Source organism: Myceligenerans halotolerans (genome assembly GCF_054782975.1).
The window spans coordinates 573,058-591,145 of sequence record NZ_BAAGRL010000006.1 but is presented as its reverse complement, the minus strand read 5'-3'; the positions used below and the strand labels follow the sequence as shown (position 1 = coordinate 591,145).

The following is an 18,088-nucleotide window of genomic DNA, read 5'->3' as shown; positions in this document are numbered from 1 at the left end:
TGCCGATCACTCACCGATGGACCGACCACACACGGGCCGGTGGCGACCGACACCGGCCGTCGTCCGGCACAATCGTGCCGATGAGTTCGCGCGAGGTCTGGTATGTCAGCTACGGATCGAACCTGGCCTGGGAGCGCCTGCACTGCTACCTGGCCGGCGGCCACCCGGCGGGCGCGTTGCGCGCCCAGCCGGGGGCCCGCGACCCGCGGCCACCGGTGGAGGACCGGCCGGTCGAGCTGTCCGGACGGCTGTACTTCTGGGGCGCGTCGACCACGTGGGAGGGCGCGACGGCGTTCTACGACCACCACTCCCCCGGCCCGACGGCGGCCCGCGCCTATCGGGTCACCGTCGCGCAGCTGACCGACATCGCGGCGCAGGAGATGCACCGCGAGCCGCGGGCGGGCAGCGGCCTGGAGGCCGTCCTCACGCAGGGGTTCGACGGCTCCTACCGCGCCGGCCCGGGCCGCTACGAGACGCTGGTCAACGCCGGGACGCTCGACGGCCTGCCGATGTACACGTTCACGTCGCCGCACCGTGCGGACACCAGCCCGCACGCGGATCCGTCGGAGCCGTACCTCGCGATGATGCGGGCCGGACTGACGGAGTCGCACGGCTGGAGCCACGAGCGCATCGACACCTACCTGAGCCGGTGGCTCCCGTAGGAGGTGGTTGCGGCGCCGCTCACCCCGACAGCCTCCGGTAGGCCCGTGCCGCGAGCGGCGCGAACACCGCGACGATCACCGTGGGCCACAACGCCGCCAACAGCACGGCGTTCTCGGCGAGGAAGCCGCCCGAGGCTCCCGTCGGGTTGCCGAAGAGCTCCCGGCACGCGGCCGCCGTCGCCGACAGCGGGCTCCACTCCGCCACGAACCCGAGCCACGCCGGCATCGACTCGGGCGCCACGAACGCGTTGGACAGGAACCCGGCCGGCCACACCAGCACCTGGACGGCCGTCACGCCGCCCTCGCCACGGATCGTGAGCCCCAGGAACACGCCGACCACCAGCATCGCGAACCGGAACCACAGCAGCAGGCCGACGGCCAGCAGCGCTCCCCCGGCGCCGCCCGTGGCACGCCACCCGATCAGCAGGCCGCCCGCCAGGAGCACCGCGAGCTCGACGGCGGAGTTGAGGAGATCCGCCCCCGCCCTGCCGAGCGGCACCGCCGCCCCGCTGATCGGCAGGGAGCGGAACCGATCCGTGACGCCCTTCTTCGAGTCGTTCGCGACGGCGGTCATCGTCGCCTCGATGCCGAACATCATCGACAGCGCGAAGATGCCGGGCAGCAGGTACGGCAGGTAGTCACCTCCGCCGGGGATCGTGATCGCCCCGCCCAGGAGGTACCCGAACATCAGCACGAGCATCACGGAGAACAGGACGGAGAAGATCGGCGTCCACGGCTCACGCTGCCAGTGCTTGAGGTCGCGCAGGGTGATGATCCAGCTCTGGCGGACGGTCGCGGCGACGGCGGTCATCGGCGCACCCCTTCGGTCGTCGGTCCTGGCTCTGTCGTCGGTTCCCGCTCAGTCGTCGGACCCGGCTCGGTCGTGGTCGCGGCGGCCGGCGCCGACGCGCCCGCCTCCGTCGTCGTCCCTGACTCGGTGAGGCTCAGGAACACCTCGTCCAGGGTCGGGCGCCGCAGCAGGATGTCGTCGACGACGACGCCCTCGGCGTCGAGCGCACGCACGACGGCGGTGACCGCGGCGGCCCCGCCCTCCGGCCCGGCCTCGACCACCACCTGCCGCAGCTCGGGATCGGCGACCCCGCCGAGCGTCGCCGCGAGCGCCTCCGGGTCGACGCCGAGCGGCGCGGTGACGAGTACCCGGTCGCCGCCCATGCGGCGCTTCAGGGCGGCCGGCGATCCCTCGGCGACGGCCCGGCCGTGGTTCATCACCGTGACGCGGTCGGCGAGCTGGTCGGCCTCGTCGAGGTACTGGGTGGTCAGCAGCACGGTCGTGCCCGCGGCGACGATCTGCCGTACCGCCTGCCAGACCTCGTTCCGGGCGCGCGGGTCGAGACCCGTGGTGGGCTCGTCGAGGAACAGCACTGCCGGACGGCGGATCAGGCCGGCGGCGATGTCGAGGCGTCGGCGCATGCCACCGGAGTAGGTGGACACCTTCCGGTCGGCCGCGTCGGCGAGGCCGAACGCCTCGAGCAGTTCGTCGGCGCGCTCGCGGGCCGTGCGGGCCGGCAGGCCGTGGAGGCGTCCGAACATCACGAGGTTCTCGCGCCCGAAGAGGACCTCGTCGAGCGCCGCACCTTGCCCGACCAGGCCGATGGTGGCGCGCACGGCCGCGGCGTCGCGCCGAACGTCGTGGCCGGCGACGCGCACCTCGCCCTCGTCGCAGCGGGTGAGCGTGGCGAAGGTGCCCACGGCGGTGCTCTTGCCGGCCCCGTTCGGGCCGAGCAGGGCGTGGACCTCTCCGGGTGCGACCTCGAGGTCGAAGCCGTTCAGGGCAATCGTGTCGCCGTATCTCTTGTGGAGTCCGCGGGCGATCAGTGGTGGTGCGGGCATGGTGAGGCTCCTTTTCTCGTACGACGTACGGCTTTCAACGCGCCCACCCTAGCAGCTATTCCGTACGCCGTACGAGAAAGTTATCGTGGGCCCATGGCACACCAGCCCGACCCTGTCCTGCGTCTTCTGTGGCGGCACGGTCTCGACGACCCGGCCGCGCCGCGGCGCGGCCGCAAACAGAGCCTGACCGTGGACGACGTCGTCGACGCCGCGATCAAGATCGCCGACCGTGACGGCCTGGACACCCTGACGATGCGCCTGCTGGCCACCGAGCTCGGGATCGGCGCGATGAGCCTGTACACCTATGTCCCCGGCCGTGAGGAACTCCTGGCGCTGATGGCCGACCAGGCGCTCCGGCGTCGCACCCTGCCCCCGATGCCCGAGGACCTGCGCGAGCGCCTCGCGCTCATCGCGCGCACCCACTACGAGGTCTGCCGTGACCACCCCTGGATCCTCGACGTGATGGTGCTGCAGAACGGCGTGGGGCCGGGGCTGTCGGACCTGTACGAGTGGCAGCTCTCGGGGATCGACGGCATCGGCCTGAACGACCTCGAGATGGATCAGACGGTCGCCGTGCTCATGGGCTTCGCCGGGAACGTCGCCCGCTCGCAGGAGCGCATGCGGCGCGCCGAGCGCGCGTCGGGCATGTCCGAGGCCGAGTGGTGGGAGGCGAACGCGGCGGAGCTCGGGACGCTGATGGCCGGGCGCGAGTACCCGATCTCCGGTCGTGTGGGTACCGCGGCCGGGACGGCCTACCAGGCGTCGGCGGACCCGTCCGCGGAGCTGAAGTTCGGACTGGCCCGGATCATCGACGGCATCGTGGCCTACGTGGCGCGGGAGGCACCGTCCGGGGCCTCCTGACCCGAGCCAGTGTTCCGGCAGGTGTGAGCACAGTCGTCGTCGGACGGAGTCACCTGCCGGCACGGTGGCCGGCCGGAGGAAGGCGGCGTAGTGTCCTGACATGCTGGGGCTCGTGATCATGATCCGGCGCTTCGTCGCCGCGATCCGCACCGCATGGCGGGACGGCACGTTCCGCGGGGCGTTGAGCGCGATCCTGATCCTGCTGGTCAGCGCGACCATCTTCTACAGGTTCGCCGAGGGCTGGCCTCTCCTCGACGCCCTCTACTTCTCGGTCGTCACCGGGCTGACCATCGGCTACGGCGACCTCGTCCCGACCGGGCCGGTCTCGAAGGTCTTCACCATGATGTACGCCCTGCTGTCCGTCGGGCTGTACGTCGCGCTCGCCACCTCGCTGGCCGGTGCGCTCACCAAGAACGCCGCGGAACGGCACGCCCGGCGGAAGCACCACCGTCCGGAGGACTGACGACCGTCCGGGTGGCTTCGACGACTACCGGGTGAGTGGCTCAAGAGCGGCTCGTGTCCCGCTGAGCGGCCGGGACCAGGCCACCTCGCGCGCGAGCTGGCCCGACTCCTCGAACAGCCGGACCTGGTGCGCCCCGGCGAGGACCGTCGCGAGCTCGTCGCGGTCCGCCGGCTCGAAGCCGAGCTTGCGCCAGAACGGGCCGGACCGGCGGCTGAACAGCCAGGCGCGCGTCACGCCGGCGTCGGCGGCGGCCGTCAGCGCGAACCGCGCCAGGAACGTGCCGTAGCCCGCGCGCCGGGCCCGCGGATGCACCGCGACGCTCCGGACCAGGGCGTGCCGGCCGTCCTCGCTGAGCTCGAAACCGGTACTGCCGGTGACGGCGCCGTCGTCGTCCCGGTCGATCCAGAGCCGCACCGTCGGGGAGTCGAGCCCGCTCAGCGTGAGGTCGACGTCGCGCAGGAAGCCGGTCAGGTGCTCCAGGTCCTGCTCGGCGACGCGCCGAAGGTTCGGCCTGAGCAGGTCCTGGGATCTCACGCCGGCCATCGTGCCATGGTCCGTCCGGCCCGGGACGTGGCGTCCGCCGCGCCGGCAGGAGAAATCCGCTGACAGGAGCCCGCCCGGAAGGTAGCGTCCGGGCGGCCGTGACAGCGACGAGCAGGACAGGAGGTGAGAAGCATGGGCCGCAAGAAGTCCCGGCACCGGCACGCCCTGCCGGCCGAGGCGGTGCGCGAGCGCGCCGAGCACGCGCGGTCGGGCGCGGCGGGAGTGCACGCCGACCAGAACGCGCGCGCCTACCGCACGGGCGCGACGAACCGCGTGGGATCCCGCTCCGCGCGGGTACGCGCGGCGATCCGGTCGGACCTGCGATAGGGCGCCCTGACGCCCTCAGGGCGTCAGCAGCAGTGCCAGGTGAGCGCGCCACACCGCGGCCTCCACGGCCGGGTCCGGGTCGCGCGGCAGGAGCGGCGCCGCGACGTACGCCGCCACCAGGGTGCGACTGCGCGCCTCGACCTGGTCGGGGTCGGCGGTGATGTCGCGGAACAGGCCGCGCACATAGTCGAGCCGGCGCTCGTCGACGCGGCGCACGCGCGCCCCGACGTCCGGATCCTCCCGGGCCCACAGCCGGATCGCGAGTTCGACCGGCTGCAGGCCGCCGCGCTGCGACACGACGTCGAACAGCTCGGTGAGCCGCTCCACCGCATCGCCCCCGTGCTGTTCGACCAGCGCGATGACCTCCTCGGCGGCGGCCTGCTCCCACGTGTCGAGCAGCGCCTCCAGGAAGCGCAGGCGATCCCCGAACTGCCAGTAGAAGCCGCCCTTCGTCACCCCCAGCGCCGCGGCGAGAGGTTCCACCCGCACCGCGTCCGGCCCGCCGGACGCGAGCAGGCGCCAGCCCTCCTCGATCCATCGCCGCCGCGGCGTCCGCGCCTTCGCCACGTTCTCCCGCCTCTCGCTTCGTTGACTCCCGACGTCGGACAAGTCTACTGTCACTTCCATACGGAACCGTATGGATATGGAGACCACGATGCGTGTACCCACGAGCGCCCACACCGAGCACGACTGGCTCATCCACAAGATCGCCCCGGAGTTCGAGGTCGAGGACGTCTGGGAGATCCCCGAGGGCCTCACCCCCGAGACCTTCCCCCGCGCCGTCCAGGACCTGGCCGCCGGAGACCCGGGCGAGTCCTCGTCGGCGATCTCGCGGTTCCTCTTCGCCCTCCGGTGGCGGCTCGGCGAACTGCTGGGATGGGACGAGGGTCACGGCACCGACGGGCGTGTCGCGAGCCTGGGCGAGCGTGTGCCGGCCGAGCTGCGGGGGACGGCGCCCGAGGCCGGTCCGTCGTCGCCCTTCACCCCGCTCTACCTCACCGGTGACGAGTACGCGGCGGAGCTCGCCAACGCCACGGTGCACTGTGTCCTGCACCTCGGCGTCGCGCCCGAGGGGGGCGGCCACGTCACGCGGATGGCGGTGCTCGTGCGGCCGAACGGCCGGCTCGGCCGCTTCTACCTGGCCCTGATCAAGCCGTTCCGGTACCTGTTCGTGTACCCGGCGCTCATGCGGGACCTCAGCGATCGGTGGAGCAGCTACGACACCGTGTAGCAGCCGGTCAGGCGCGCAGCCAGGCCGTCGTCGCGCCGGGCAGGCGGCCGTCGTCGTGCAGCGGCGCGCTGGTGAGGAGGATCGTGCCCGCGGGCAGGTCCACGGGGGCGTCGCCGAAGTTGGTGACGCTCAGCCATCCGTCGGGTCGGCCGAAGGCGAGCACGTCGTCGCGCCCGACGTCGAGCCAGGTCAGGGTCTCCGCGGTCTGCAGCTCGCGCCGTAGGGCGAGCGCCCGGCGGTACAGGGTGAGCGTCGAGGCGGGGTCGCCGTCCTGGACCTCCACGGCGTGGTCCGCGAACCAGGCGGGCTGCGGCAGGTCGGCGGGAGCGTCGCCGAAGCCGAACGACACGCCGTCGCGCGTCCAGGGCAGCGGTACGCGGCACCCGTCGCGCCCGACGTCGAACCCCCCGCTGCGGAAGAACGTCGGGTCCTGGCGGGCGTCGTCGGGGAGGTCGGGCACCTCGTGCAGCCCGAGCTCCTCCCCCTGGTAGAGGTAGGACGACCCCGGCAGCGCCAGTTCGAGCAGTGTCGCGGCACGCGCGCGGCGCAGCCCGAGGTCACGTTCGAGCACGGGCGTGGTCCCGCGGGAGAGCAGCCACGTCCTGCCCTGCTTCTCGGCCGTGTGGTCCCCGCCGCCCGCGCGGACCCCGCGCGGCGGCAGGCCGTAGCGGGTGGCGTGCCGGACGACGTCGTGGTTGGAGAAGACCCACGTGGTGGATGAGCCCGACTCCTCGGCCAGTTCGAGGTTGAACGTGATGATCTCGCGGAACTGCGCGGCGTCGAAGTCCGCCTCGAGGAGGTCGAAGTTGAACGCCTGCCCGAGCCCGTGTGCGCTGGCGTAGCGCGCGCGGCGGTGGGCAGCAACCCATGCCTCGGCGACGCCGGTGCGGGGCGGGGTGTAGGAGTCGAAGACCTTGCGCCAGTCGGCGTAGATCTCGTGCACGTCGTCGCGGTCCCACAGGGGGTGGTCGCCGTCCTTCGGGATGGCGTCCAGTTCTGCCTGGCTGGGCAGTTCGTCGCCGAGCGCCTTGGTGAGGCCGTGCGCCACGTCCACGCGGAAGCCGTCGACGCCGCGGTCGGACCAGAAGCGCAGCGTGTGCAGGAAGTCCGCCCGCACCTCGGGGTTGTTCCAGTTCAGGTCCGGCTGCTGGACGGCGAAGTGGTGCATGTACCACTGCCCGTCCCCCACCGGTTCCCAGGCCGGGCCGCCGAAGACCGACGTCCAGTCGGCGGGCGGCTCGGAGCCGCCCGGGCCGACGCCGTCGCGGAAGATGTAGCGGTCGCGGGCGGGCGAACCCGGGGGCGAGGCCAGCGCCTCCCGGAACCAGACGTGCCGGTCGGACGTGTGGTTGGGGACGAGGTCCACGATCAGCTTGATGCCGGCGTCGTGCAGGGCCGCGACGAGGGCGTCGAAGTCGTCGAGCGTGCCGAGGCGCGGGTCCACGTCGCGGTAGTCGTCGACGTCGTAGCCGCCGTCGGCCAGCGCGGACGGGTAGAACGGGCTCAGCCAGACGGCGTCGACGCCGAGAGTACGCAGGTAGGGCACCCGGCTCGTGATGCCCGGCAGGTCACCCATGCCGTCGGCGTTCGAGTCGGCGAAGGCCCGCGGATAGATCTGGTAGACGGCGGCCTGACGCCACCAGTTGGCGTCGTCGTCGGTCGTGTCGGGGATCAAGTCGGTCTCGACGACTTCGGTCATGAGGTGATTCGTCTCCTTGCCTAATGCGGCGACCGGCGAGGCGGGCCCCTCAATCTAACCCTCGGACCCAGGGGTCCGCCCGGCCACCGCGTCAGCCGCGCAATCGCACCGACAGGCAGGTGACGCAGCCCTCGAGCTTCTCGAACTCGGTCATGTCGACGGCGACGACCCGCAGGCCGCGCGCCTCGAAGAGCTCCTTGGTGCGGGGCGCGCTCGTCGACATCAGCACCGTCGTCCCGTCGAGGATCACGACGTGCGACCCCGCCTCCTCCGGCACCGCCAGGAAGGTCGGCCACACGGACGGGTCGTCGACGAGCGACTCGAAGCCGACGACGGTGCCGTCGGGCAGCGCCGTCACGGCGGACTTGAGGTGGAGCACCTTCGTGAGCGGCACGCCGATCACCGTGGCGCCGAGCGGCTCGAGATGTGCGGCGAGCTGGTCGACACCCGCCTGGTTCGTCCGGCCGCCGAGACCGACCCAGACCATGCCGTCGTGCTTGAGCACGTCCCCGCCGTCCAGCGTGCCGGGCGCCTCGATGTGGGCGAGGCGATAGCCGAGGTCGCGGAGCGTCTGCTCGGTGCCCGCGGTCTCCGGCTTGCGCTCGTCGGCGCCCGGCCTGGAGATCACGGCGAGGTCGCCGTACACGAGCACGGTGTCCTCGACGAACACGGAGTCGGGGCAGTCGTCGGCCCGCGGCACCTCGACGGTCTCCCAGCCCGCGCCGCGCAACGCCGCGACGTACGCCTCCCACTGCCGCCCCGCCAGGTCGACGTCGACCGGCTGCCGGTCGATGTGGGTCACCAGGCCGTCCGCGAGGCGAGGGCTCGGACGTCGAACGAGGGCAGTGAGCGTCATGGCGAGATCCTCTCATCGACGCGCCGGTCCGCGCCGTCCGCGTGCTTGGGCCGACGACCCGGCCGGCCGGCAGCTCGCGTCGCCTGCCTCACCCGCGCCCGCGCGGTCAGCGCCTCACCTCGCGACGCCGGACACTTCCCCGGTCGCGGAGGAGCGGCGGCAGCTTCGCGTCGATGACGCGGACCAGCAGCGCGAGCACGAGGCCGACGCCGATCACCATCAGCGCGTTGCGTATCGCCTCCGCGAGGCCGAGCTCGGTCACGTCGAGGAAGGGATAGGGATACCAGTGCGTGAAGGCGCCCTGCATGAAGATGTAGACCAGCCAGCCCACCGGCAGGATGAACGCGCCGGCAACCGTCGCCCAGCCGAATCGGGGTCGCGGGCCGAACACCAGCCACGCCAGCACGGTCGCCCAGGGTGCGACGTAGTGGAAGCCGATGGTCGCGACCAGGGCTGCGCCGGTGAGATGCACCAGAGGCGCGAGCACGATCGCGAACACCAAGCCCGTGATGGCGATGGCCAGCAACGAGTTCAGGCGGATCACCTCCCACCAGCGTCCGCGGCGTACCGGGTCGAGTGCCAGGAGGATCGACACCACGAGCACGACGATGTTGCTGTCGATCGTGAAGTAGCTGAACAGGTGCCACAACCGCACCGGAAGGCTCTCGGCCCGGCCGGACTCGCCGGAGTTCGCGTCGGCGCCACCGGTGAAGATGAGCCACAGCTGGATCACCAGCGAGATCGCAATGACGAGCGCGATCGCCCCGTACACCCACCGCGCCGTCGTGACCGTTCCGGTGCCGGCGTGCTGTTCGTCGCTCACCGGGCCAGTATCGGCCGCAGCGGCGAACACGGCGACTCGCGGGGAGGAGCCGGCGGGGGTAGGCGATGCGGTCGGCTGAAGGTCGGGCGGTCGGTCCCATGTCAATGCGGTCGGTTCCTTAGGGGGCCGACCGCATTGACATGGGACCGACCGCCCGACATCGGACCGACCGCCTACTCGCGCGATCTCTTACTTGGCGGACCACACGGAAAGCACCCGACCACACGGGCCGCCGGAGCCGCGGCGTCAGTCGGCGTCGTCCGCGCGCGCGAGCTGCTCGTCGAGCTCGGGGGTGTCGAGGCTTGCCGCCGCGACCACCTTCCGGTCCTCGTAGACGTCCCGGTCGATCTCGTCGCTCGCATTCGCAACCAGCATGGCGACGAGCGTGTCGCCGTTGACGTTGAGGAACGTCCGGAAGATGCCGGTGAACCAGTCCACCGCGATGAGCAGCCCCACAGCCTCGAACGGGAGCCCGAGCGACGTGGCGAGGAACATCGCGACGACGGGGAACCCGCCCGGCACCGTGATGGTCCCCATGTTGAGGAGCACGGCGAGCGCCATCCCCATGACGATCTGCCCGGCCGTCAGTTCCACGGCGCCCGCCTGGGCGAGGAACATCACGACGATCATGTAGTTGAGGACGGCCCCGTAGGAGCCCATCGTCAGGCCGACCGACAGGGTGAAGTTCGCGACGCGCTGGCTGATGCCGACCTTCTCCACCGCGTTGCGCAGCACCGTCGGGAATGTGACGGCCGAGCTCGTGGTCGTGACGGCGATCGCCGTCTGCTCGGCGAGCTTGCGCGGGAGCTTCCACGGGCTCAGCCGGGTGCGCAGGGCGACGATCACCACGAACAGCGCCATCAGGATGACCACGCCCAGGAGTGTCGTGCCGAGGTAGCTCAGCGCCGTCGTCACCACGGAGAACCCGACGTCTCCCGTGAGGGCCGCGAGCAGGCAGAACACGCCGACGGGCGCGATGTACATCACGAGCCGGATCATCGCCAGGACGACCTGCTGGACCTGGTCGAAGAAGCCGAGCACGAGCCGGTTGCCCGTCTTCGCGACGTAGCCGTTGAGCGCGGCGCCGAACAGCAGCGAGAAGACGATGATCGGCACCATGTCCGCCGTCGACATCGCCGCGACGACGTTCGTCGACACGAAGCCGAGCACCGTGTCCTGCCACCCCGACGCCTCCGACGCGGAGTCCTGCAGCGCGGGGTCGAGCTCACCCTGGAAGACCATCCCCGCCCCGGGCCGGATCAGGACGCTCAGCACCCACGCGAGCAGCGCCGCGACGACGGAGAGCGAGATCATCCAGGCGAACGTGCGCGCCGCGAGCCGGCCCGCACCCTTGCCGCTCATGGAGCCCGTCGCGACGATCACCGAGGCCATGACGAGCGGCACGATCGACATCTGGATGAGGCGGATGAAGAGGTCGCCGACGAACTTCAGGTTGCTCGCCCACTCGCCGGCGACGAGCCCGAACACAATTCCGGCCACGGCTGCGATACCGATCTGCAAGGCGGGGTTTCTCAGCGCCTTCATGGGACCTCCAGTGCTTGTCGCGACCGGGCGGTCGCATTCGGGAGAGTAGGAAGGCGCCGTTATATCGATGAAGACAACGCGTTACCAAAGCATTTCGGTCGTTGTGAACACCGTCTGGACGCCACGCGCTGCGCGCGGGGACGAAGGCCACGGTGCGACAGACGTGGTGAGCGGTGTGGAAGGTCGCGGCTTTCCTCAGCGGCTACCAGGGCATCACACCGTTCTCGTCGCGGAAGGTTCCCGTCGGTCCGTCCGCGTCGAGGGTCGCCAGAGCCACCACGGCCTTGGCGCTCACCGAATTACGCGGAACCCAGGTTCCGGTCAGATGATGTAGGGCTGGTTGGAGTTGAGTCCGTGGTCGATGCGGGCGCGCAGGGCGGGGTGGATCGGGTAGTTGTCGAGGTCGGCCGGGTCGACCCACCGGACGTCCGATGCCTCGGAGGGCTGTGGTGTGATCTGTCCGCCGATCATGCGGGCGCGTAGGCAGATGTTGATGGGCTGGCGTACCTCGTCGATCGTGTCGCCGTGCAGGTAGACGATCACGTGGTCCGGGGTGGAGAACACTCCCACCAGGCCGGTGACCTCGACGTCGAGTCCGGTCTCTTCCCGGCACTCGCGCACACCGGCCTGGCCGACGGTCTCGCCCTTCTTGACCCCGCCGGTGGGGATGGTCCACAGGTCGTTGTCGACGCGCCGCAGCAGCAGGAGGCGCCCCTCGTGGTCGCGGACGAACACGGACGCCGAGGTCTTACGGCTGGTCGGCTTGGGCGCCTGCGGGTCCTGCCAGTAGTCGATCCGCCGGGTGGCCTTGCTCATCGAGCCTCCGTCAACGATTCCGCAGGCCGGGCCGAGGCCCAGACCCGTTCGTAGGACTCGACATAGGTGTTGAAGTACGCGCCGTCGATACGACGCAGGTGCAGCGTGGGCGTGTAGGCGGCGAGTACGCCGTACACGTGGACGTTGACCATCATCTCGTCATCGAACCGGTAGATCGAGTTGTACAAGGGGGTGTCATGGAACCGGATCTCGACCGAGTCGGGCATCTGCTGCTCGTAGTAGGCGCGGACCGCGGCGACCCGCCCTGCGACCCCGCCCCCGATGCGGTACTCGGCGTCGCGGGCGGCCAGTTGCACGCCCGCGGGATCCCCCAGGAGGATCCGCACGCGTGCGCCCTGTTCGGACTTCGCGGCCAGGGTGGGCAGCCAGTCGGGGTGCTCCTCGGTCAGGAACAGGCCGGCGAATGCCAACAGGTCGATGTCCCGGGCGGACTTGCGTAGCAGTTCGGTCCACAAGTGCCCTGGCACATCGCTACGGCGGGGGTAGGTCGCCACGACTTCCGCACCGGCGAGGGAGGCCCCGTTGACCGCCTCGGGCCACAGGTAGCTCTCGTCCTCCCGGACGATCGCGGCGACCCGATAGCGGGTACGCGGGTAGGGCACGGACCCACTGAGCCGTCGTGTCATGCGTCTTCGGGGATGTCCTGCCGGTACTGGAGTTCGTAGAGGTGGGCGCCCTTGATGAGGACGGAGGCTTCGACGGGTTGGTCGTCGTCGGTCAGGACGACGCGGAGCTGGCGGATGACGGGCGTGCGGCTGGGCAGGTCGAGGGCTTCGACTTCTTCTTGGGTGGGTGGCCGAGCGGAGACGCGGTCGATGAAGGATCGCTGCGGGAGTCCCATGTCGGCGAGGGCCTTGGGTGCGCCTCCGGGGATCTTGCCGCGCGCGGCGAGTGCCGTCCCCTCGGCGAGGCCGGCCGGGTAGTAGGAGGCGGACAACTCCACGGGCTGGTCGTCGTGGAGCAGGATCCGGCGCCGGCATACGGCTTCTTCCTCGTCCTTCAGGTGCAGCGCGGCGGCGATGTCGGCGGGTGGGAGGGCGGTGGTCACGTCGAGCAGGCGGTAGCGGAACGTGGCGTCGGGTGCCTGGTAGGCGCCTGCCTCGATGACCAGGGGCGGACGGTCGTGGACGTAGACGCCTTTGCCGACGAAGCTGTCGAGGAATCCTTCGTCCTTGAGGGATTTCAGGGCTCGTTGGATGGTGGCGTTGGCCGCGTCGAACCGGGCGACCAGTTGCGCGGTCGAGGGTAGCTGGACGCCGGGTGCGAGGTCGCCGCGCAGGATCTGGTCGCGTAGTTCGGCTGCGATCTGTTCGTGGCGTGGGCGCTGGTCAACGGTGCGGGGCATGGTCCGTACCGGTGGTCGTGTGAGGGTTCATGGGGTGATCTCGTACCTGAGGCGGCGGTTGGCGGCCGGGGCGATCATGACACTGGCTTCGACCGGCAGGTCGTCGTCGGACAGGATCACGCGGGAGATCTGGACGATGCATGACGGCGGGTGCAGGCCGAACTCGTCCGCCTCGCCCGGGCTTGCGAGGCGCGCGGTGACGTCTTCCACAGCGCGCCGGGACGGGTAGCCCAACGTGGTCAGGTGTGCCACGGCGCCGCCGGGTATCTTCCGCATCTCGGCAAGTCTCGTGCCGCTCGCGATCGATGCCGGGTAGTAGGAATCGACCCGTTCGACCGGGTGGCCGTCCAGCAGCATGAGGCGCGAGCGCAGCACGACCGGGTCCCCCGGTTGGAGGTCGAGGGCGTCGGCAACGGGTTCAGGAGCCGGCCGCTCCACAACCTCCAGCAGCCGCTGGGCACCCGTGCCTCCCTGAGCCGCCGCTTCGGCCGCCCAGGCATCTCCAGGCGCACCGGTGACATATGGCATCGAGACGCTGGTCCACTGCCTGTGGCTGCTCATCGAGAGTGCTCCTTCCATCACGCACATCCGCTGCGGCCTGCGTAAAGAGCGGACGCACACACTTTACGTGCCCCTGGTCGTTGCCGTTCCTCATCCTGCCACCATTGCTACCTTTCGCGATAGGCAGTAAGGTCTGGAGTGGTTGAACTCTTGGACGACACCGTCACGGGAGTTCTCACTCCGAGGGCCTCTCAGCTCGCATCGCCGGCGGGGAGGGAAGGCACTGAGCACGAGGGGGAGAGAAATGAGACGCAAGCGCGACAAGCAGCACACCAACGACGACCTGCTGTTGCAGGCACTCGACATGGTCGGCGCACTCATCGATAAGGCCGGTGCGAACCGGATTGCGGTCGTGACCGCGACACCGGACCGCATCTGCCTGCAGCCGCGGAACCTGCTCGACGGCGAAGCGATAGCACGCCTACTCGGCTGTGACCAGGCGCTGGACCACCGTCTCCTGACGCCCGGCTACACGCTGTGGACCGGGATGCACAGCGGCCTGGAGATTCAGGTCCGCTCCGTCCTGCGCGGCCTGACGGGAGGCATCCGATGAACCCCGCAACCAGCACAGCGACGACAACCCCGCTCACGCCGACGACGGCGGAGGTGGTGGCCGCTGGTCAGTCCGTATGGTCCAAGATGTTCGCGGCCTTGGACATAGACGGCACGATCGTGGGATCGAGCCGGAAGGTGCCGGTCGAGACCATCGAGGCGCTGGAGCTGGTGCGCGCGGCCGGGCACGAGGTCGTGCTCGCTACCGGGCGGAGTCTGGTCGGGCTGTTGCCGATCGCGCGGCAATGCGGACTGACCGATGGGTACGCGGTGTGTTCGAACGGGGCCGCGACCGTGCACCTGGACCCGGCCATGCCGTCGGGCTACGAGGTCATCGACGCGGCCATGTTCGACCCGGGCCCGTTGATCCGGCAGGTTCAGGCGCTGATGCCGGGCGTGCTGGTCGCGGTGGAGAGCATCGGGGACCGGTGGCGCGTCAACCACAAGTTCGGTCCCGGACTGTTGAACGGACCCCAAGCCGTGGTCACCAACAACGAGCTGACCGGTGAAGCGACCACGCGGGTCGCGATCCACGCGCCCGGCATCGCGGAGCACGCCGACGCGCTGGCGTCGCTGACCCGGCTCACGGTCACCCCGGCCGGGAACGACTGGTGCGACGCGACCTCTTCGACGGTTTCGAAGGCCACGGCCGTGGACGCGGTCCGCCGGCTGCTCGGCATCCCGGGGACTGCAACGGTCGCGGTGGGGGACGGCGCGAACGACGTGGAGTTGCTGGAGTGGGCTGCCCGCGGGGTCGCGATGCGTCACGCACCCGCACACGTGCGCGCGGTAGCCGATGAGGTCACCGGATCGATCGAGGTCAACGGCGTCGTGGACGTGCTGCGGTCCCTGGTCCCAGCCGTGGCGTTGCGGCCGGGGCTCACGCCCCTGGCCGCTCAACTGAGTGCTGCCGTGACCACCGCCCACACCACGGCCGCGACCATCGCGGCCACTCCCGGCGCGGCCACTGCGGTGACCACCCGGGGAGCCGCTGCGGCCGTTGACAGCGTGGAGGTGGTGGTGCGGATCTGGCACGACACCGACGACGACGCCGACACGGACCTGGCCGGCGCCGAGATCTGGACCCGACAGCCCACCACGACCGCCTGGACTCGGCACGCCCCAATCCCGGCTGCGCGCGCCACCAGTATGCGCGACATCGAACAAGCCGCCCTGGACGCCGGCCTGAGCTTCCCCCGCAGCCGCATCGGACGCCGCCGCGCACAATGGCGCTCCACCACCGCCGCCGTCGTCGGGCGCCATTCCCACCGGCCCCCAGGCTTCGAGCTCCCCCTGACCCCGGCCACCTGAACCGCCTGATCTTGCAGCCGGGCGAGCACCCCCGAGGAAGCCCCTTCCTTCCCTGCACCTCCCGCACAGCGCCCGGCCGCAAGCCCGCCCTCGGGCGGGCACCCCAGACGGGGCCGGGACCGACGCCCCTCGGTCCCGGCCCAACTCATCACCGAGGACGATGAATGACCGCCGCCCGCACCTGGACACGACACCGCATCACCACCTGACCACGGCCACCGTCAACGACCGACCTCGCCACGTCCGCCGTCGGACATCAGACGGAACAGGCAGCCGCGCCGGTGTGAGCGTCGCGCCGAGACGCCGGGGTCACCGCCGCGGGCGGTTCGCCCGTCCGCCCGCTTCCTCGCGCTGATGGCCGCGGCGGGCGTCGCGGTCGAAGATGCCCAGGACCTCGCACGGCCCGCCCTCGGCTCCGATGGCGTGCGGCAGCATCGTGGGGAACTCCGCCGCCTGGTTGGTCTCGATGCGCAGGCGCCGGTCTCCCAGGAGCAGGGTCGCGGTGCCCGAGATGACGACCAGCCATTCGCGGCCCGGGTGGGCGCGCAGGCGTGACGGGTTGTCGGGCGGCGGGTCGGTCATGCGCTGGCGCACCACGGCCATGCCCGGCTGGGCCTTGATCAGCCAGCGCAACCCGCCGTGCGACCCATCGCTCGTCGCGTTGCTGACGACGTCGTCCACGTCCGTCTCCACGAGCTGGTCGAGGGAGGTGTCCAGCGCCCGGGCCAGAGTGACGAGCTGATCCAGGGCGAGGCGCCGCCGGCCGTTCTCGATACGGCTGAGGGTGGACTGGCTCATCCGCGCGCGGGCGGCCAGATCTTCCAGGGACCAGCCCTGAGCGACGCGCAGGGCACGTATGCGTTTGCGCACCAGGCGGTCCAGCTCGCCATCTTCTTGCGTCATAGGCAAGATCGTATGCCGATACGGCATCCTCTGGCTAGCGTCCTCTTCGTCGATCAGCGCCGCAACGCCGGCGTCGATCCCCGCCCGTCTTGCGAGAGGACCCCATGACCACGAACCACCTTCTCCGGGAATCCGCCGACCCGAACGGCTCCCCCACCCCGGAGGTGCCCGACGCGCGCCGGCGGCGCACCATCCTGATCACCGTCTGCATCGCGTTGATGGCCGTCATCGCCTCGGTGTCCGGCCTCAACGTCGCCCAGCCCGACCTCGCCGTCGCCTTCGGGGTTTCACAGGGCGCGGTTCTGTGGATCATCAACATCTACACGCTCACCCTGGCCGCGCTCCTGCTGCCGCTCGGCGCGGTCGGCGATCGTCTCGGGCGCAAGCCCGTGCTCCTGACCGGCCTGACCGTCTTCGGCGTCGCCGGCGTGATGGCGGCCCTGGCCCCGTCGGCCGAGGTCCTGTTCGCCGCGCGCCTGCTCAGCGGTGTCGGTGCCGCGATGATCATGCCGATCACCCTCGCCGTCATCACCTCGACCTTTCCCGCCGAGGAGCGCGGACAGGCCATCGGCGTGTGGACCGGGGTGGCCGGCGGTGGCGGCATCCTGGGCATGTTCCTGTCGGCCGCCCTGGTGGACCTGGTGAGCTGGCGCTGGCTGTTCGCCCTGCCCGTCGCGCTCGTCGTGGTCTCGGCCGTCATGGCCGTGCGTTCCGTCCCCGACTCCCGCGAGACCTCCGCGCACCGCTTCGACACCGTGGGCGCCCTGACGTCCGCCGTGGCGGTGGCCGGGCTCATCATCACACTCCACGAGGGACCGGAGCGAGGCTGGTCCGACCCCGCGACGCTGCTCAGCCTGCTGGTGGGCGCCGGCGCCACCGTCGGCTTCGTCCTGTGGGAACGGCACCGGCGGGATGCCGCACTGCTCGACGTCCGCCTGTTCGGCGAGCGCGCACTGGCCGGTGGCTCGATCACGCTCCTGGCGGTCTTCGGGGTCCAGGCGGGCATCTTCGTCGTCCTGTTCCCCTTCCTCCAGGCCGTCGTCGGCTGGTCGGGGCTGGTGTCCACGGCGGCGCTGATGCCCATGGCCGTCCTGATGATGGCGGCATCGGGACTCGCGCCGCGACTGGCCGCGCGCATCGGCCCCCGGGCGACGATGGCCACCGGGATCCTGCTGGCCGGCGCCGGCCTGGGCCTCATGGCGGCCATCGTCTCCGTCGACGGCGGCTACCTGTCGATCCTTCCTGGGATGCTCGCCATGGGAATTGGCATGGGCCTGGCCATGACGCCCTCCACCGAGGCCATCACCAGCGCCCTGCCGAGCCACCGGCAAGGAGTCGCGTCCGCCCTCAACGACGTCACCCGTGAGCTCGGCACCGCGCTCGGCGTCGCACTGCTCGGCGCGCTCCTCTCCGCCGGCTACCGAGACGCCGTCGACGCCCGGCTCGCCGACCTGCCCCCGGAGCAGGCCGACGCCGCACGGCAGGGCGTCGCCAACGCGGTGGACGCCGCGCACCATGCCGGGCCCGACGCCCAGGCACTGATCCGAGCCGCACAGGAATCGTTCGTCGACGGCTGGCAGCAGGCCATGTGGGCGGGTGTCGCCGTCATGGCCGCGCTGTTCCTCTACGTCGCCGCCCGCGGTCCACGCCGTCCCGACGGAATCTCGGAGGCCGCCACCACACGCCAGGCCGGCGGCTGAGCGACGGCGCGGCCGTGT

At 71.0% G+C, this 18,088-nt stretch carries 21 protein-coding genes; 8 read left to right on the top strand and 13 right to left on the bottom strand.

The annotated features are described in order from the left end of the window. Positions 1 to 80: 80 nt before the first annotated feature. Complete coding sequence (locus ACYVK5_RS05905; protein WP_460702745.1) at positions 81 to 662, top strand: histone deacetylase; 582 nt, start codon at positions 81 to 83, stop codon at positions 660 to 662. Between the two features lie 19 nt (positions 663 to 681). On the opposite strand, the gene ACYVK5_RS05900 is transcribed toward ACYVK5_RS05905, so the two are convergent. Beyond that, the gene (locus ACYVK5_RS05900; protein WP_460702743.1) at positions 682 to 1,473 is read right to left on the bottom strand and encodes an ABC transporter permease; all 792 of its coding nucleotides are present in this window, start codon (positions 1,471 to 1,473) and stop codon (positions 682 to 684) included. Further along, complete coding sequence (locus ACYVK5_RS05895) at positions 1,470 to 2,513, bottom strand: ATP-binding cassette domain-containing protein (protein WP_460702741.1); 1,044 nt, start codon at positions 2,511 to 2,513, stop codon at positions 1,470 to 1,472. The genes ACYVK5_RS05900 and ACYVK5_RS05895 overlap by 4 nt, the downstream gene beginning before the upstream one ends. A 93-nt stretch (positions 2,514 to 2,606) precedes the next feature. Here ACYVK5_RS05895 and ACYVK5_RS05890 point away from each other — a divergent pair, with 93 nt between their 5' ends. After that, the gene (locus ACYVK5_RS05890) at positions 2,607 to 3,374 is read left to right on the top strand and encodes a TetR/AcrR family transcriptional regulator (protein ID WP_460702739.1); all 768 of its coding nucleotides are present in this window, start codon (positions 2,607 to 2,609) and stop codon (positions 3,372 to 3,374) included. Between the two features lie 100 nt (positions 3,375 to 3,474). Then, positions 3,475 to 3,837, top strand: a complete 363-nt coding sequence (locus tag ACYVK5_RS05885; RefSeq protein ID WP_460702737.1) for a potassium channel family protein — start codon at positions 3,475 to 3,477, stop codon at positions 3,835 to 3,837. 24 nt (positions 3,838 to 3,861) lie between these two features. On the opposite strand, the gene ACYVK5_RS05880 is transcribed toward ACYVK5_RS05885, so the two are convergent. After that, on the bottom strand, positions 3,862 to 4,371 hold the full coding sequence (locus ACYVK5_RS05880) for a GNAT family N-acetyltransferase (RefSeq protein WP_460702735.1): 510 nt from the start codon (positions 4,369 to 4,371) through the stop codon (positions 3,862 to 3,864). 141 nt (positions 4,372 to 4,512) lie between these two features. Here ACYVK5_RS05880 and ACYVK5_RS05875 point away from each other — a divergent pair, with 141 nt between their 5' ends. After that, complete coding sequence (locus ACYVK5_RS05875; protein ID WP_460702733.1) at positions 4,513 to 4,707, top strand: hypothetical protein; 195 nt, start codon at positions 4,513 to 4,515, stop codon at positions 4,705 to 4,707. Between the two features lie 15 nt (positions 4,708 to 4,722). On the opposite strand, the gene ACYVK5_RS05870 is transcribed toward ACYVK5_RS05875, so the two are convergent. Further along, the gene (locus tag ACYVK5_RS05870) at positions 4,723 to 5,274 is read right to left on the bottom strand and encodes a TetR/AcrR family transcriptional regulator (RefSeq protein ID WP_460702731.1); all 552 of its coding nucleotides are present in this window, start codon (positions 5,272 to 5,274) and stop codon (positions 4,723 to 4,725) included. Positions 5,275 to 5,362: 88 nt separating this feature from the next. Between ACYVK5_RS05870 and ACYVK5_RS05865 the strand changes: the two genes are divergently transcribed. Continuing rightward, positions 5,363 to 5,938: a DUF2867 domain-containing protein gene (locus ACYVK5_RS05865; protein ID WP_460702730.1), complete on the top strand. Its 576-nt coding sequence runs from the start codon at positions 5,363 to 5,365 to the stop codon at positions 5,936 to 5,938. 7 nt (positions 5,939 to 5,945) lie between these two features. Here the strand turns inward: ACYVK5_RS05865 and ACYVK5_RS05860 are convergent, their stop codons facing one another. From ACYVK5_RS05860 to ACYVK5_RS05825, 8 genes are all read right to left on the bottom strand, one after another. Further along, positions 5,946 to 7,637, bottom strand: a complete 1,692-nt coding sequence (locus ACYVK5_RS05860; RefSeq protein ID WP_460702729.1) for a glycoside hydrolase family 13 protein — start codon at positions 7,635 to 7,637, stop codon at positions 5,946 to 5,948. A 91-nt stretch (positions 7,638 to 7,728) separates the two neighbouring features. Continuing rightward, on the bottom strand, positions 7,729 to 8,493 hold the full coding sequence (gene ddaH / locus ACYVK5_RS05855; protein ID WP_460702727.1) for a dimethylargininase: 765 nt from the start codon (positions 8,491 to 8,493) through the stop codon (positions 7,729 to 7,731). 106 nt (positions 8,494 to 8,599) lie between these two features. Then, positions 8,600 to 9,316: a Pr6Pr family membrane protein gene (locus ACYVK5_RS05850; RefSeq protein WP_460702725.1), complete on the bottom strand. Its 717-nt coding sequence runs from the start codon at positions 9,314 to 9,316 to the stop codon at positions 8,600 to 8,602. Positions 9,317 to 9,562: 246 nt separating this feature from the next. Further along, on the bottom strand, positions 9,563 to 10,861 hold the full coding sequence (locus tag ACYVK5_RS05845) for a dicarboxylate/amino acid:cation symporter (RefSeq protein ID WP_460702723.1): 1,299 nt from the start codon (positions 10,859 to 10,861) through the stop codon (positions 9,563 to 9,565). Positions 10,862 to 11,182: 321 nt separating this feature from the next. Then, positions 11,183 to 11,677: an NUDIX hydrolase gene (locus ACYVK5_RS05840; RefSeq protein WP_460702721.1), complete on the bottom strand. Its 495-nt coding sequence runs from the start codon at positions 11,675 to 11,677 to the stop codon at positions 11,183 to 11,185. After that, positions 11,674 to 12,300, bottom strand: a complete 627-nt coding sequence (locus ACYVK5_RS05835) for a hypothetical protein (RefSeq protein ID WP_460702719.1) — start codon at positions 12,298 to 12,300, stop codon at positions 11,674 to 11,676. The genes ACYVK5_RS05840 and ACYVK5_RS05835 overlap by 4 nt, the downstream gene beginning before the upstream one ends. A gap of 20 nt (positions 12,301 to 12,320) precedes the next feature. Next, positions 12,321 to 13,043, bottom strand: a complete 723-nt coding sequence (locus ACYVK5_RS05830; protein WP_460702717.1) for a GntR family transcriptional regulator — start codon at positions 13,041 to 13,043, stop codon at positions 12,321 to 12,323. Between the two features lie 27 nt (positions 13,044 to 13,070). Beyond that, on the bottom strand, positions 13,071 to 13,604 hold the full coding sequence (locus ACYVK5_RS05825; protein WP_460702715.1) for a GntR family transcriptional regulator: 534 nt from the start codon (positions 13,602 to 13,604) through the stop codon (positions 13,071 to 13,073). 244 nt (positions 13,605 to 13,848) lie between these two features. On the opposite strand from ACYVK5_RS05825, the gene ACYVK5_RS05820 reads away from it, so the two are divergent. Together ACYVK5_RS05820 and ACYVK5_RS05815 are read left to right on the top strand one after the other, a co-directional pair. Further along, complete coding sequence (locus tag ACYVK5_RS05820; RefSeq protein WP_460702713.1) at positions 13,849 to 14,157, top strand: hypothetical protein; 309 nt, start codon at positions 13,849 to 13,851, stop codon at positions 14,155 to 14,157. Then, the gene (locus ACYVK5_RS05815) at positions 14,154 to 15,467 is read left to right on the top strand and encodes an HAD family hydrolase (RefSeq protein ID WP_460702711.1); all 1,314 of its coding nucleotides are present in this window, start codon (positions 14,154 to 14,156) and stop codon (positions 15,465 to 15,467) included. Before ACYVK5_RS05820 ends, ACYVK5_RS05815 begins: the two co-directional genes overlap by 4 nt. Positions 15,468 to 15,776: 309 nt before the next feature. On the opposite strand, the gene ACYVK5_RS05810 is transcribed toward ACYVK5_RS05815, so the two are convergent. Then, positions 15,777 to 16,370, bottom strand: a complete 594-nt coding sequence (locus ACYVK5_RS05810; RefSeq protein ID WP_460702709.1) for a helix-turn-helix domain-containing protein — start codon at positions 16,368 to 16,370, stop codon at positions 15,777 to 15,779. Between the two features lie 104 nt (positions 16,371 to 16,474). Between ACYVK5_RS05810 and ACYVK5_RS05805 the strand changes: the two genes are divergently transcribed. After that, complete coding sequence (locus tag ACYVK5_RS05805) at positions 16,475 to 18,070, top strand: MFS transporter (protein ID WP_460702707.1); 1,596 nt, start codon at positions 16,475 to 16,477, stop codon at positions 18,068 to 18,070. Positions 18,071 to 18,088 lie beyond the last annotated feature (18 nt).

Coding starts and splice junctions, on each gene's coding strand:
- ACYVK5_RS05905 (WP_460702745.1), top strand. CDS start 81: ATGAGTTCGCGCGAGGTCTGGTATGTCAGCTACGGATCGAACCTGGCC.
- ACYVK5_RS05900 (WP_460702743.1), bottom strand. CDS start 1,473: ATGACCGCCGTCGCCGCGACCGTCCGCCAGAGCTGGATCATCACCCTG.
- ACYVK5_RS05895 (WP_460702741.1), bottom strand. CDS start 2,513: ATGCCCGCACCACCACTGATCGCCCGCGGACTCCACAAGAGATACGGC.
- ACYVK5_RS05890 (WP_460702739.1), top strand. CDS start 2,607: ATGGCACACCAGCCCGACCCTGTCCTGCGTCTTCTGTGGCGGCACGGT.
- ACYVK5_RS05885 (WP_460702737.1), top strand. CDS start 3,475: ATGCTGGGGCTCGTGATCATGATCCGGCGCTTCGTCGCCGCGATCCGC.
- ACYVK5_RS05875 (WP_460702733.1), top strand. CDS start 4,513: ATGGGCCGCAAGAAGTCCCGGCACCGGCACGCCCTGCCGGCCGAGGCG.
- ACYVK5_RS05865 (WP_460702730.1), top strand. CDS start 5,363: ATGCGTGTACCCACGAGCGCCCACACCGAGCACGACTGGCTCATCCAC.
- ACYVK5_RS05860 (WP_460702729.1), bottom strand. CDS start 7,637: ATGACCGAAGTCGTCGAGACCGACTTGATCCCCGACACGACCGACGAC.
- ddaH (WP_460702727.1), bottom strand. CDS start 8,493: ATGACGCTCACTGCCCTCGTTCGACGTCCGAGCCCTCGCCTCGCGGAC.
- ACYVK5_RS05845 (WP_460702723.1), bottom strand. CDS start 10,861: ATGAAGGCGCTGAGAAACCCCGCCTTGCAGATCGGTATCGCAGCCGTG.
- ACYVK5_RS05840 (WP_460702721.1), bottom strand. CDS start 11,677: ATGAGCAAGGCCACCCGGCGGATCGACTACTGGCAGGACCCGCAGGCG.
- ACYVK5_RS05830 (WP_460702717.1), bottom strand. CDS start 13,043: ATGCCCCGCACCGTTGACCAGCGCCCACGCCACGAACAGATCGCAGCC.
- ACYVK5_RS05825 (WP_460702715.1), bottom strand. CDS start 13,604: ATGAGCAGCCACAGGCAGTGGACCAGCGTCTCGATGCCATATGTCACC.
- ACYVK5_RS05820 (WP_460702713.1), top strand. CDS start 13,849: ATGAGACGCAAGCGCGACAAGCAGCACACCAACGACGACCTGCTGTTG.
- ACYVK5_RS05815 (WP_460702711.1), top strand. CDS start 14,154: ATGAACCCCGCAACCAGCACAGCGACGACAACCCCGCTCACGCCGACG.
- ACYVK5_RS05810 (WP_460702709.1), bottom strand. CDS start 16,370: ATGACGCAAGAAGATGGCGAGCTGGACCGCCTGGTGCGCAAACGCATA.
- ACYVK5_RS05805 (WP_460702707.1), top strand. CDS start 16,475: ATGACCACGAACCACCTTCTCCGGGAATCCGCCGACCCGAACGGCTCC.